Genomic DNA, 13,414 nt, shown 5'->3' with positions numbered 1-13,414 from the left:
GGTAACAGGTTCGGGCAGGCGGGCGTGGCTCAGTAGGCGTTGCTGCCCATCCAGCCGCGGAACGCAGTCCAGAAAATGATGCGCAGGTCGAGCCAGAACGACCAGTTCCGTATATAGAAGATGTCGTGCTCGACCCGCTTGGCCATCTTGTCCAGGGTGTCGGTCTCGCCGCGATAGCCGTTGATCTGCGCCCACCCGGTGATGCCCGGCTTGACGCGATGGCGCAGCATGTAGAAGTCGAGCTGGTCCTTGTACATGTTGTTGTGCGCCATGGCGTGCGGACGCGGGCCGACCACGCTCATCTCGCCCTTCAGCACATTGATGAACTGCGGCAGCTCGTCGAGGCTGGTGCGGCGCAGGAAGGCGCCGATCGGCGTGACCCGGCTGTCGCCCTTGGTGGCCTGCGTGACGATGCCGTGCTCGGCATGCACCTTCATGCTGCGGAACTTGTAGACGTGGATCACGCGTCCGTCCAGGCCAAGCCGTTCCTGCTTGAAGAACACCGGGCCGGGCGAGTCGCGCTTGATCAGCGCGGCGATCAGCAGGAACAGCGGCGACAGCGCCAGCAGCACCAGCGCGGCGAAGGTACGGTCGAAGATCGCCTTGATGGTGCCGCGCACGCCCAGCGAAGGCGGCTTGTTCATCTCCACGGCGGGCATGCCGAGGAAGTTGCCGACGTTGTGGTTGAGCAGGTCGAAGTCGAGCACGCTCGGCATCCACTTGATGTCGATGAAGTCATTGCGCAGCGAGAAGGCGATCTCCTGCATCAGGCGGTGCTCGCTCATCGGCAGGGTCAGCCAGATTTCGGCAATGCCATGCTCGCGCGCGAACGCGGCGATGTCGGCGCTGTCGTTGATGCGGCGGCGTCCTTCCGGCGTGGGCTCGCCTTCGGCGGCATAGATACCGCTGATCTTGTAGCCGGTGGTGTGGCTGGCGGTGGCGCGGCGGTACATCTCCTGGCCGGTGCGGCCGAAGCCGACGATGATGACGCGCTTGTTGTTGGCGCCGGCGACGCGCAGCAGGCTGAGCACGGCACGGCTGACCACGCGCAGCGCCACCAGGCCCGCCAGCGCGAACAGGTACCAGTACACCATCCACAGGCGCGACAGCGAGTCGGTCTGGTGCAGCAGGTAGATCAGCAGCAGGCTGACCAGCCAGACCAGGCTCCATGCGGACAGCAAGCGCCAGGCAAGCGAAAACAGGCTGCGCCCGCGCCAGGATGTGTACACGTCGAAGCCGGGCAGCACGATGAAGGCGATGGCGCAGGCAAAGTACTGGATGAACTGGTGGATTGGCGCCTGCGCGTTGTCGAAGCGCGCTTCAGTGGCGAGGATTGCCGCCACCCAGATGGCGCCGGCGTCGAACAGGCGAGCCATCAGCGCGAGCTGATCCTGGTGCCTGGCAAACATATCGCGATAGATACCCAATTGCTTCTCCCAGAAGCGTTCGAGTAATGGGTACTCAAGCGAGTGCCCACGCCCTTGTTGTCTCCTCCGAACTCCCGGTCCGCGCGAACTGGCGGCCAGGCTCGTCGTATGGCATGCATCTGACCGTGCCTGCTCATGGCGTGATCAAGCAGAGTCGTGCGGGGCTGCCTTGCGGCAGCGGTTCGATGGTGTGGCGGCGGTCAGCGCATGACCTGCCACGGGCCGCATCGGTGAGGGCCGTCCATCGAACTGCAACGCTCTCTTTCTGCCGGTGCGCTGAAGGCGCCGGCGTGCTCCGTGTTTTCAGGAGCGAATAGTGCGATGCGGCCAAAAGCGTCGGTACCCTTCATCAGAAGGGAAACTCCGGAAGCGCAGGGCAGCGTCTTGCGTGGGCGTGCGCGCGGCGATTGGTGGGGAACGTGGTCGACTTTCGCGCGTTTTTTCGCGCGCGAAAATGCCGCCGATCGCGCTTCTGCGTTACCCCGCGCAAGGAGGGAAACGACAGGGCAGCGCACCCCTCGCTGCGGCGGCGAGAATAAAAAGCGATGACGAGCAGGTCCGGGACTGCCGGCCAGGTGCCACGCACCGGCACGGCGGATGCGGTGCAGCGTCCGGGCATCCTTCACTCCACTGCGGTAGAGGAATGAGAAAGAACACAGAGCCACTGACGGTCTTCACGCGCGAACAGCTGGATTCGTATTTCGCGTCGTACGTAGGGATGGAGGGCGGCAATCCAGGCGCTGCGGTCTGGTTCTGCGACAGCTCCCCGCATCCCGGCGTGGCGCCGCTGGCGGGCCCGCTGATCCCGCATGCGCGCCCGACCGCCTGGGATGCTGCGTACCGCCGCCAGTATCGGCACCACATGGAGCGCTGGCAATCGCACCAGAAGATCGCGCGCATCATGTCGGCGGCGCGCGCAAGGGTGTTCAAGACCACCATGGGCGAGCAGGACTGGAAGCATTACTTCGACCACCACCTGTACGGCCCGCAAGGCGCCGAGTTCAAGCTCAGCCTGTTTCCGCTGCCGGCGCGCCTGACCGACGAGATCCCCTGGTCGAAGGCGTTTCGCGGCCAGCCGCAACTGTTTCCGCGACAGCGCTATCTCGACCTGTGCCGCGAGGGCCGCCGCTTTGCCTTCATCGACGGCATCCGCCGGCTGTGGAGGCCGAAGGTGGTGATATGCCTGGGCGAGCGGCACGCCGATGACTTCGCGCACGCATTCGGCCTGGCGCAGGCACACGCCAGCGAGCACGTCCTGCAGCCCGCCGACCAGCCCAAGACGCTGCGCGTGCTGGAGCGCGACGGCACCACGTGGCTGATTTGTCCACCGCTGGCCGGGGCCGGGGGAATGATGTCGGATGTGCTGCTGGACGCGATGGGGCAGTACCTGTCGCGCTGGCTGCGCCCGGACGATTTCCCGGGGCACGCCCTGGCGGCGGCGCAGGAGCCGGTGAGCCTGCCATGAACCATTGCCAGCGAGCGTCCTGGACGCGCCTGGCCGGCCCCCGCCAAGCGCCGTGCCGGCGCTCTGGCTTTCCCCCGGCATGCAGGGGTGACACGGATTGGTGGATGCGTTTATCTGCGGCCTGCCGCGACCTGCAAGCTGCTGCCGCGGCATCCGCCTGCAGCGCCGCGCGTGGCAGCACAGGCAGCACAGGCAGCAGAGGCAGCAAAGGCAACGAACGGCGCCGCAGACAGTACGCGGCAGGTTCACCGTCGCAGGCTTCGCCACCATGTTTCGTCGTAGCGCAGTATTGATCTCAGGAGAGCAGCGTGCAAACCAAAACCCGGAAAATCTTTGTCCTTGGCATCATGGCAGGCGCGGCGGCAACGCTCGTGGCTTGCGGCGGCGGCGACGATGCGCCAGCCCCTTCTCAACCGTCCCAGCCCTCCGCCACGGTGAGCGGCAAGGCGGTGGACTTCTACCTGTCGGGCTCGACCGTTACCTTCCTCGACTGCGACAACAAGACCGCGGTCACCAATGCCACGGGTGACTTCACTTTCCCGGCAGGCTGCAGCAAGAGCGCGCTGAAGGTGACCGGCGGCACCGATGTCGGCACCAAGCTGCCGTTCGCCGGCGTGCTGCAGGCCGCGGCGATCGACTACCGGGAGGGCGTGACGCAGGTGGTCTCGCCGCTGACCACGCTCGCGCTGCAGCTCGGCGCAGGCCAGGCCGCGCCGCTGGCGACGGGGCTGGGCCTGGCAGGCAAGGACCTGGCCACGCTTGATCCGATGCAGGATGCGCAAGCGCTGCGCGCGGCGGTGGTGGTGCAGCAACTGGTCGACCACGTCGCCAAGACCCTGACCGGGCTGGGCGAGGGCGGTACGCTGACGCCGGCGGACTCGGCCGCGGCGGCGTCGAAGGCCGTCGCCACCGCGGTGGCGGGCGCGCCGGGCACGGCGGACCTGAGCAGCGGTGCGCTGGTGGCGGGTGTGGTGTCCAGCGCCGTGCAGAACGCGCAAGCGGGCCTGCCCGCCAGCCTGCAGGCGAACATCGGCGCCGTGGCCACCAATGTGGCCGCACTGGCCGCGCCGGTGATCGCCAGCGAAGTGGATAGCGTCAGCACCGCGCTGGAAGCGATCGACGTCAGCAGCAGCCCCACCGAAACGCTGTCGGCCCTGATCGAGGGCGGATCGATCAACATCGTCACGCAGAGCGCCCAGACGACCACCACGGCGCTGGTGCAGGCGGTCTCGCCGAGCGCGCTGGCCAATGCGGCGAACGCGGCGGGGCTGGCGCAACTCGGCGGCGCGGTATCGAGCGGGAGTGCCGCCCAGATCCAGCAGGTCGCTGCCAACCTCGGCGGCGTGGTCGATGCCGGCGCCATCAACAGCGTGGCCGATGCGGTCCGGCTGAAGAACTCGCTGGTGCTGTCCAACCTGACCATCAACGGTGTGACGCAGCCGATCACCGACACCATCACCGCCACCGGCGGTTCGCTCGATGCGATCCAGGTAGCCGTGGCGCAGAATGGCGATGCCTTCAACGGCGGGCCGACGCAAGTGCGCGCGGGGCTGAGCTACACCTATAACGGCAACCAGGTCGACGTGATCATCGAGAACGTGACGCTGACCTTCAACGGCTCGCAACTGGTCAATGCGGTGGTGCCGGCCAACACCGCGTACTCGTTCCGTGTCAGCGGCAGCCTGTCGGTCGCGGCAAGCCTGACCAACGCCGCCGCCGACAGCCTGTTCTCCAGCGCCAACGGCGGCTCGCTCAACCTGCCGTTCACCACCTTCCTCGGCAAGCTGCGCTCTTCCGGCGCGCTCAGCCAGGCGCAGGTCGACGCGCTGACGCCCAAGGCGACCAGCACGTTCCCGGTGACGTTCGCCACCACCACCGGCCTGCCCGGCAGGGATGTGCGCGTGGGCATGCTGGTCAACAACGACGTCGCATTCGCCAAGACGGCACTGGTCAAGACCGATGCCGAGATGGTGGTCGGCGACGGCCTCAAGACCACGGTCACGCTCAACCCGTGACCGGCGCGTAGCGCCATGGCGAAGGCCTTCCGCCGGCACGGCGGAAGGCCAGGCCCCGGTCATCCGCAACGCGTGCCGCCGGCCGCGTTCAGCAGCTCTCGCGCCCAGGCTGACCGGGTCATTTTTGTCTGCGTCGGGCGCTTCCGCGGAACGCGCCGGGCATGAGGCTCGCCCAGTGGCCTCGGAGTTTCCTATGCAGCTGCTTCGCAAGCGCCGGCTCGACCAGGCCTGCGCCCTGATGCTGGGCTTGTGTGCCGTCGGCGCGGCCAGGGCCGCCCCGGACGATGTGTTCATGCAAGCCGAGCCCGCCACGGGCGAGTTCACCTCGGTGCGGGTGGAGGCCAGCTACGACATGGTCAACCGCAGCGTCGACGTGTTCAACCTGCGCGGGCGCCAGGGGCCGGTATCGGACAACGCCGGCGACTACCGCGGCGGCAAGCTGATGCTGGGCTACAAGTTCTCGCCGCACTGGTCGGGATCGGCGACCTACTGGCGCCGCGGCATCGAGTACGGTCAGGACCGCAACCACATCGATACCTGGATGCTGGCGATGCACTATGACCCGCTGGCCGAGGCCGGCGCGCGCGAACGCATCATGCTGCGTTTCTCGCTGTGGGGCGACCATGCCGGCAGCCTGAACCGCTCGTCGCCGGTGATGGTGCGCAATACGACGTTCAACAGCCTCACCGTGAACAATGCCAACGATGTCCAGGCCCAGGCCGACGTGATCTTCTCCGGTGAGCTGAGCGAGCGCAACCAGCTCACCGGCTTTGTCGGGCTCGGCATCAGCCGGGTCTCGATCGGCAGCCTCAATACGCGCCTGCAGCGCGGCAACTGCAATTTCAACGTTGCCATCGGTTCGGACAATCTCGCCAACGGCCAGCTCGCGGCTCCCTGCAACGTGGGCAACGTTACCCTGCAGTCGGCGTCGTTTTCGGTCAACGCCAGCCAGTTCGGCCTGGATTTCAACGACGATTTCAACTACACCGCCGGCTACCTGAACCTGGGCGGATCGTGGCGCTGGAAATACGAGCGCTTCGCGGCGCGGCTGGGCTACCAGTTCCAGTACCTGCTGCGCAGCAATGTCGACAGCCGCGCCGAGACCTACGGCAACGCCCCGATCCGGTCCAACCATACCCTGGGCCTGGAGCTGTCGTATGGGGTGGCGAAGAACGTGGAGGTGTTCCTGCGCGGCCAGGCCTCCCTGTACAACTTCGTCGGCACCATTCCGTTCCTCTACAACGCGACCACCGCCGGCAAGCTGGACCGCTACTACGGCTACGGTTCGATCGGCATCCGCTTTTCCGGATTCTGAGTCGCGAGCGCCCGGCGCAGCCCGGATTCCGCTAATTCGTCAGCTGTTTTCCATCCCCTCCGGCGAGGGGATGGAAAATCGCAGCGCAAAATATATTGCGCCGCAGCAGATCGCTTATTTCAGACCTTAGAAGATTGAAATTCCTATATCCGGAAGCATTGGATAAAATCATCTCAATCAAAGGGCGATCAGACCCTAATATCAGTCGAGCCCGCACCGGCATGGTGCGTTTGATGTCAGGTTCGAAACATTTGTAATTTTTTGTGTTTCTGGGGGAAGTAAAATAATGAATAAGCTTTGGCCTGATTAAATCAGCGCAGACGCCAGGCGTCTCGCCGGTGGCACCAATGGTATTCGACCCAGCCGCGACCGAACCGCCTGCCAGGGCGGCGCCGCGCGCCGGAACACGCCTGTTCCAATCACTCAGGCAGGCGCTTAAGCAGGCCGTTAAGCAGGCCCTTTGGGACATTATAAAAAGCGATGGAAGCATGCCGCTCGGGGGAGGGGCATGCCGGGTCCGTCTATTTTCCCGTTCTGCTTAAAAAAGAATTTGCATATGACCACGGCAGTACGTACGCCCGTCGCGGCGGCGGCATGTTGCGGCATTAAATATTGGGGGTCCCACTAAGCAGCAAGGGATAAAATGCAGCATTCACGGATGTTCACGCGTCAGGAACTGGACCGGTATTTTGCCTCCTATGTCGGCATGGAAGGAGGCAATCCAAGGGCTGCCGTCTGGATATGCGACCGAAGCCCGGCGTGGTCGGAACCTATCGTCGCGCCGCTCAATCCGCAGCTGGCACCACCGGCCTGGGATGCCGTGTTCCGCCAGCAGCATCGACAAGACATGGCCAGGTGGTTCGGCCACCAGTGCGTGGCGCGCATCATGGCGGCCGCGCGGGCCGAGGCGCTGGGGGTGCGGCTCGGCGACAACGACTGGGAACAGTACTACTGGAGCCATCTCTACGGGCCGGGCAGCGCTGAATTCCGCCTGAGCCTGTTTCCGCTGCCCGCGCATGTCGATGGCAGGACGACTTGGTCCAAGGCGTTCCGGGGCCAGCCAGAGCTGATTCCGCAGAAGCGCTACGTCGCCTTGTGCCGGCAGGGCGAACGCTTCCGCTTCATCGCCAGGACCTGCGAGCGCTGGCGTCCGAAGGTGGTCATCTGCCTGAGCCCCCGCCATACCGACGAATATATCGAAGCCTTTGCGCTGGACGGCGTCGCCGGCGAAGAGCACGCGCTGCGGCCGGCGGACCAGGCGCGGCGGCTGCACCTGTTCACCCGGGGCGATACGACATGGATCATCTGCCCGGCGATCGGCGGCAGCGCCGGCATGACCTCGCAGGTCCAGCTCGACGCGTTCGGAAAGTTCATTGGCGCGCGCCTGGCGGCGAGCGACTTCAGGCATTGCGTCGAGCTGGATGCGCACGCGCCGGCGGCCCGGCCGCAGCCCCAGGCGGAGCGGTACGCCGTGCCGCCGCTGGCGATGGCCGAGCGCGAGATCGGGCATCGCCTGCGCCCGGGGCTTGCCTGGAGCGAAGCCGCCATGACGGAGAATTGCGAAACCTACGCGTAGCGCCGCGGCGCAGCACGGGCCAGGTTGCATCGCCATTTTGTATCGCTGTATCGGGCGCCGCGGATCCAGATACACGGCGATACACAGGGCCCGGTTTCAGACACATGCCGCTTGCACCCGCCTCCTAGACTTGCGTTCGGATTCACACCACGCATACAGGAGAACAACATGTCGAACGCCATCAACCTGCCCCGTCGGGGCTTTCTCGGTGTCGCCGCGGTGACGCTGGCGGCCGGTTCGCTGGGACTGCCGCGCGCGGCGCGCGCACAGGCCCGGGTGTCCGGGGCGGAGGCCTTGCCCGCCATCGCGCCAGGCACGCATACCGGTTTTGCTTCGCTCCGGCAGATCGATGCCGGCGTGCTCAACGTCGGCTACGCGGAGGCGGGCCCGGCCGACGGCCCGGTCGCCTTGTTGCTGCATGGCTGGCCCTATGACATCCACAGCTTTGCCGACGTGGCGCCGCTGCTGGCGGCGCGCGGCTATCGGGTGATCGTGCCTTACCTGCGCGGCTACGGTTCGACCACCTTCCTGTCGGCCGACACGCTGCGCAACGGCCAGCCTTCGGCGCTCGCCGCCGACATGATCGCGCTGATGGACGCGCTCAAGATAAAGAATGCCGTGGTCGCGGGCTTCGACTGGGGCGCGCGCACCGCCGACATCATGGCCGCGCTGTGGCCCGAGCGCGTGCGCGCGCTGGTGTCGGTCAGCGGCTACCTGATCGGCAGCCAGGCCGCCGGCCGGCAGCCGCTGGCGCCGGAGGCCGAGCTGCAGTGGTGGTACCAGTTCTATTTCGCCACCGAGCGCGGCCGCGCCGGCTATCAGCAGTACACGCACCAGTTCGCCCGGCTGATCTGGAAGCTGGCCTCGCCGCAGTGGAACTTCGACGACGCCACCTTCGCCCGCAGCGCCGCGGCGCTCGACAATCCCGACCACGTTGCCATCACCATCCACAACTACCGCTGGCGCCAGGGCCTGGCGGCCGGCGAGCCCAGGTTCGACGCGATCGAGCAGCGGCTTGCCATGGCGCCCGCCATCGGCGTGCCCACCATCACCATCGAGGGCGATGCCAACGGCGCGCCGCACCCGAAGCCGAGCGCCTATGCCAGCAAGTTCACCGGTTGGTACCAGCACCGGAACCTGAGCGGCGGGGTGGGCCACAATCCGCCGCAGGAAGCGCCGACGGCGTTTGCGCAGGCGGTGCTCGACGTCGACCGGCATGCACCCGGGCGCGGCGTGGGCAGCGCGGCGTGATGGCCGGCGCGGGCTCTGCACGCACTGCCCAAGGGACTTCAAAGCGGGGCTTTCAAATCGGGGCTTTCAATTCTGCGCGATGATGTTGTAGAATTCGCGCTTCGCTGAACGGCGATATGTTCCCTGATAGCTCAGTCGGTAGAGCGACGGACTGTTAATCCGCAGGTCCCTGGTTCGAGCCCAGGTCGGGGAGCCAGCATGCGGGAGTAGCTCAGTTGGTAGAGCGCAACCTTGCCAAGGTTGAGGTCGCGAGTTCGAGACTCGTCTCCCGCTCCAGATGATTCGGCGTGGTTCCACGCCGGAACCCCCGCCCATGTGGCTCAGTGGCAGAGCACTCCCTTGGTAAGGGAGAGGTCGGCAGTTCGATCCTGCCCATGGGCACCACTTTTCTTCCGCTTTATTTCCTTCCGGCTGGTCGATGCCTGCGCGGGCGTTGCGCCCGCGTTCACAGGTCAGCCTCGGCGCGCGCCGCCAGCCTGCGGTTATGCCGGCGCATGCCGTCGAAGATCGCGTCGGCCACATCGAGCGGGAAGTCAGCCGGCAATGCCGACGCAACCTTGTCGATGACCTGGGCGGTCTGCCCGCTCACGTGGTCCAGGATGGCCTCGACCTCGGCGGGAGAGAAGCCGATGCGTTGTCCCTGTGCAAACCAGTGGCGCGCGCGGATCTCATGGATGGCGTAGTGGCTGTTCCGGCCATGGAGCGCCATCGCCAGCCGCGCTTTTTGCGGCGCCAGCTGGTTGCGGCCGCGGCCGATCACCGGGTGCGCCGACAGGACATCGTACAGCGGCGTCGCCTCGTACTCGCTGCCCGGCAGGTGGCTGATGCTGAAGTTCTTGGCATGGCCGTCGGTTGCCGCCAGCAGCCAGAACACCACCTGCGCCATGAAGAAATGCCGGCGGTCGCTCGCCGCGGCGCGCGAGCCGGACAGGATCTCGGCAATCTGCCGGATGCCGGGTCCGCCATCGGACTCGTATTTCTGCAAGGCCGAGATGCCGGCGGCCTGGCACATGTCTTCCTGCGGCAGGCGCAGCAGCCAGGTGCCGCGGCTCGACGGCCTGCGGTCGAAGCGCTCGACCACCAGCGCCTTGGTGCCGGCAAAGCGGGCGATCTCGCACCGCGCCACCGGCAGGCCATAGGCCGCGACGATCTGCGCGCACAGCCATTCGTTTTCCACCGAGGTGCGCATGTCGGCGCGCATGTTGCCCACCAGTCCGAGCGGCAGCTTGAAGATGTGCGTGGTCGGCGTGCTGCCCTGGGGCAGCTGCCATTGTCCGCGCCAGCGCAGCAGCGCGGTTTTTTCCTGCGCGCCGGCGATCGACAGGCGCAGGTCGTCGATGGGCTCGCGCTGGCCCAGCACCGGCGCCGACGTGGTTTCGTGCAGCAGCGTGGCGATCTCGTCTTCGCTGAGCGCGCGGCCGCTGACCGTCTGCAGCGCCTCGGGCGCAGCGCCGGGAGGCAGCATCTGGATGGCGCCGACGCAGTCGCGTCCCACCGTGGCCAGCAGCGCGAAGGCGTCGGTGCCGCCGGCCCGATAGCGCGCCGCGATGCGGCGGCGGATGCCATCGCTGTCGGGCAGCAGGTTGTCGAAATAGTTGGCCACCGCCGGGCCGCGATGCGGCTGGTTGCCCGGTGTGAACGGCAGCGACAGCGACAGCGGCCGTCCCTGCGGGTCGGCGATCCAGTCTTCGCGATAGACCAGCCGGTCACCGCCGGCGCCGGTTTCCCAATAGCCCACCGGGATGCCGTTCATCCACAGGTCCAGCCGGTTGCCTTGCCGCGCGCGCGCCATGGTCACCAGTCCTCGCGCGGGCGCCGGCCAGTCGCGGCGCGATCCGTGCCGGTCTTGCTCGCCGGCGTCTTGGCCGGGGGCCGGGCTGGCGCGGGCGGCGCGGTGGCGCCGGCCTCCGCCTGCGACAGCACGAGTTCGACACCGAGCACGCGCAGCACCCTCAGCAGGCGTTCGACGCTGACTGCGGCGGGGTTGGCTTCCAGTTCGGCATAGGTTTGCTGCGTGACCCCGAGGTGCTCTGCCATCACGGCCTGGGTCATGCCGCGTGACTTGCGAAAGCCCTGCAGAATCGGACGCAACTGCTGGATGGTCTTGATGGCGTAGTGCATGGCGCGGTCCCGGAGCCGGCCCGCGGCCGGACAGATACAGGATATGGCCTGTTGCGTGAATTTACAATCTTTGGCCTGTTATTCATGAAAACAGGCTATTTCCTGTATCAGCCGACTACCGGGCAAAACCTGTGGGATGCCTGGGCGGTCAAGCGGTTGCGGTGGCGCCAGCGTCCCGCGCAGCGGTCCGCTCAGCGCTGCAGGCGGCGCGACCGGCGCTTGCGCGCACGCAGCACCAGGCCGGCTGCCACCGCAACCACCGCGAGCACACCCACGGCGACCACGAAGTGCAGTGGGCGGTCGATGGCCAGGCTTGCTCCCGCGACGACGATGCCCAAGGCATAGCCGGCTTCGGCGATGGCCATGGCGGCGAGGAATTTCGGCAAGGGGTAATGCATGGTGCCGAACAGGTAGCCGGGGATTTCCGAAGGCACCGCGATGCAGAACAGCAGCACCGCCCAGAACTTCATCCGCTTCGACACATAGCCCCGGTACTTCTCGAGCTTGTCGGCGTAGCCGGTACGGGCCAGCAGCGGACCGGCCAGGCGGCCGATGCCGAAGGCCGCGCTCGCGCCCAGCAGCCAGCCGCCCCATAGCAGCAGCACCGTCAGCGGCTTGCCCCATACTTCGGTGGCCACCGGCACCAGCACCACGCTCGAGGCAAAGGCGAGCATTGCCGAAACCGCCGAGAACACGAAGAAAACCAGCGCCCCCGCCACCGGGTGCTGGGCCATGACCTCGCGTGCCCAGTCGACCACCCGTTCGACCAGGTCCTTGAAGGCAGGCGACATCGCGACCGCGACCACCAGCACGGCCACGGTGCCGAGCGCCAGCGAGAACCAGAGCGCGTGCCGGAGGGTGTGTCGCTTCCCAGACAATGTGGCGGACAAAGTGCGCAGCATATAAAAATTAGAACGCGGGGCCGGGGGCAAAGTTTCGGCTCGGGACGCACTCGACTCGACGCGGGTGACGACGCGGGTGGCCGGGGCGCGGACGCGTGCGAGCGCTGCATGTCGCCTGCGCGTGCGGCACGCTACAATCGCACGGTCTGGCATTTTCATCATTCTTGTCGTTACCTTTGTGCCCCGCAGGCGAAAGGCCAGTATGCGCCCCTCACCGACCGCCCTGACGTCCGAGGACAAGAAGCTGCAGGCATTCCGGGACGAAGTGATCTCCCTGTACGAGCACGAGCCCGACCTGCTGGCGCTGCCGGACGTGCTGTTCCCCAGCGTGGCCAGGCTCAGCGATGGCGACGTCGTCAGTTATGCGGAATTCCACCATCGCAGCCAGGCGTTGCGCGCGCTGGCCTCGGTTGACGACGACCCCGCCGCGCGGGCGCGTGGCATGCAGGCCTTTGCCAGGCACCGGCACCGCCATCCGTTCTGGCAGTACCAGCCCCAGTTCTATGGCGAACGCGCCTTGCGCGAATCGGATTTCTTCAGCGATGACGAGTTCATGGCGCTGCCGATGGCGCGCGAAGCCTTGCTGCCGTCGAATGCGCGGCGGCTGCTGGCGATCGTGTTCCAGCACGAGGGCTATGCGGTCACCGTGGTGAGCTTGCGCGTCAGCGGCAGTCCGCCGTTCAGCGATGGCGACCGCGACCGCCTGCAGGCGCTGCGCCCGCACTTGCTGCGCTGCTACCGCCAGGCGCAGCAGCGCACCGTGGCCAGGCTGGGGCCGGCCGAACGCCTGCGGCTGGCCTTTCCGACGCTGACGCCATGCACGGCGCCGGGCGACGGGAAATCGAATGCACTGACAGTTGGAGCGTTCATGGTGTTACCCCTCGGATTCTTGAATCGGTCATGAAGCAACGGGAACCGCATTCACCCCTGCAACGATGTGCCGCCTTGTTGCTTGGCATGCGGGACGGAAGCGAAGGTGGCGGCTGAGGATCTTCTGTGCCCTGCGCTCCGGCAGCCTTGTCGCGTGGCGCCCGGCGCCGCATGCATGCTGCTGGGGCAATATAGGATCCGTCCATGGCGGTCGCCATTACTCATCGGGATTAGGGCTGGGGGCAGGGCGGGTGCCGGCGCGGCTGGCAGTAGGCAGCGTTTAACTCAGGCCTGCACCGGGTCATCATGGGCGGCCCGGCAGGCACCGTCCCAGACCATCCGTCGATAGAACCCGTGGTCCTGCACGGTCCGGAATCCGAGCCGCCGGTACAGCGCCTGCGCGCGGTTGTGCCGTTCCACGTGCAGGTCTGCGGTCTTGCCCGCATTCGCGGCCAGCGCCAGCACCGCTGCC

The 13,414-nt window shown here is 66.7% G+C and carries 11 protein-coding genes and 3 tRNA genes; 9 read left to right on the top strand and 5 right to left on the bottom strand.

Going from position 1 to position 13,414, the window contains the following annotated elements; genetic code table 11:
- Window positions 1-29: 29 nt before the first annotated feature.
- Window positions 30-1,409 (bottom strand): undecaprenyl-phosphate glucose phosphotransferase, encoded by a 1,380-nt coding sequence (locus CBM2586_RS08335; protein ID WP_115662053.1) that lies wholly within the window; start codon window positions 1,407-1,409, stop codon window positions 30-32.
- A gap of 661 nt (window positions 1,410-2,070) precedes the next feature.
- Here CBM2586_RS08335 and CBM2586_RS08330 point away from each other — a divergent pair.
- The 8 genes from CBM2586_RS08330 to CBM2586_RS08295 all read left to right on the top strand — a co-directional run bounded on the left by CBM2586_RS08330 (window position 2,071) and on the right by CBM2586_RS08295 (window position 9,433).
- Window positions 2,071-2,892 carry a transcriptional regulator gene (locus tag CBM2586_RS08330; protein WP_115687219.1) on the top strand — a complete coding sequence of 274 codons (822 nt, stop codon included), beginning with the start codon at window positions 2,071-2,073 and terminating at the stop codon, window positions 2,890-2,892.
- Between the two features lie 308 nt (window positions 2,893-3,200).
- Window positions 3,201-4,907: a hypothetical protein gene (locus CBM2586_RS08325; protein ID WP_115687218.1), complete on the top strand. Its 1,707-nt coding sequence runs from the start codon at window positions 3,201-3,203 to the stop codon at window positions 4,905-4,907.
- Between the two features lie 193 nt (window positions 4,908-5,100).
- Window positions 5,101-6,222: a hypothetical protein gene (locus CBM2586_RS08320; protein ID WP_115662056.1), complete on the top strand. Its 1,122-nt coding sequence runs from the start codon at window positions 5,101-5,103 to the stop codon at window positions 6,220-6,222.
- A 658-nt stretch (window positions 6,223-6,880) separates the two neighbouring features.
- Window positions 6,881-7,798 carry a transcriptional regulator gene (locus CBM2586_RS08315; RefSeq protein WP_231942470.1) on the top strand — a complete coding sequence of 306 codons (918 nt, stop codon included), beginning with the start codon at window positions 6,881-6,883 and terminating at the stop codon, window positions 7,796-7,798.
- A 168-nt stretch (window positions 7,799-7,966) separates the two neighbouring features.
- Window positions 7,967-9,049, top strand: coding sequence for an alpha/beta fold hydrolase (locus CBM2586_RS08310; RefSeq protein WP_115687217.1), 1,083 nt, complete (start codon window positions 7,967-7,969; stop codon window positions 9,047-9,049).
- 120 nt (window positions 9,050-9,169) lie between these two features.
- Window positions 9,170-9,245: transfer RNA gene (locus tag CBM2586_RS08305), tRNA-Asn, on the top strand.
- A gap of 4 nt (window positions 9,246-9,249) precedes the next feature.
- Window positions 9,250-9,325: transfer RNA gene (locus CBM2586_RS08300), tRNA-Gly, on the top strand.
- Between the two features lie 33 nt (window positions 9,326-9,358).
- Window positions 9,359-9,433, top strand: a tRNA-Thr gene (locus tag CBM2586_RS08295).
- A gap of 61 nt (window positions 9,434-9,494) precedes the next feature.
- Here the strand turns inward: CBM2586_RS08295 and CBM2586_RS08290 are convergent.
- From CBM2586_RS08290 to CBM2586_RS08280, 3 genes are all read right to left on the bottom strand, one after another.
- Complete coding sequence (locus CBM2586_RS08290) at window positions 9,495-10,841, bottom strand: type II toxin-antitoxin system HipA family toxin (protein WP_172587067.1); 1,347 nt, start codon at window positions 10,839-10,841, stop codon at window positions 9,495-9,497.
- Between the two features lie 2 nt (window positions 10,842-10,843).
- Window positions 10,844-11,170: a helix-turn-helix transcriptional regulator gene (locus CBM2586_RS08285; protein ID WP_115662060.1), complete on the bottom strand. Its 327-nt coding sequence runs from the start codon at window positions 11,168-11,170 to the stop codon at window positions 10,844-10,846.
- A 191-nt stretch (window positions 11,171-11,361) separates the two neighbouring features.
- The gene (locus CBM2586_RS08280) at window positions 11,362-12,048 is read right to left on the bottom strand and encodes a VTT domain-containing protein (RefSeq protein WP_115688704.1); all 687 of its coding nucleotides are present in this window, start codon (window positions 12,046-12,048) and stop codon (window positions 11,362-11,364) included.
- Between the two features lie 226 nt (window positions 12,049-12,274).
- Here CBM2586_RS08280 and CBM2586_RS08275 point away from each other — a divergent pair, with 226 nt between their 5' ends.
- On the top strand, window positions 12,275-12,976 hold the full coding sequence (locus tag CBM2586_RS08275) for a helix-turn-helix transcriptional regulator (protein WP_181924344.1): 702 nt from the start codon (window positions 12,275-12,277) through the stop codon (window positions 12,974-12,976).
- Between the two features lie 251 nt (window positions 12,977-13,227).
- Here CBM2586_RS08275 and CBM2586_RS32015 read toward each other — a convergent pair whose 3' ends face one another.
- Complete coding sequence (locus CBM2586_RS32015) at window positions 13,228-13,407, bottom strand: hypothetical protein (RefSeq protein WP_240987936.1); 180 nt, start codon at window positions 13,405-13,407, stop codon at window positions 13,228-13,230.
- Window positions 13,408-13,414 lie beyond the last annotated feature (7 nt).

It is taken from the genome of Cupriavidus taiwanensis (assembly GCF_900250115.1).
GTDB lineage: Bacteria > Pseudomonadota > Gammaproteobacteria > Burkholderiales > Burkholderiaceae > Cupriavidus > Cupriavidus taiwanensis_B.
The sequence above is the reverse complement of the archived record's forward strand: the minus strand, read 5'-3'. Positions and strand labels throughout refer to the sequence as shown.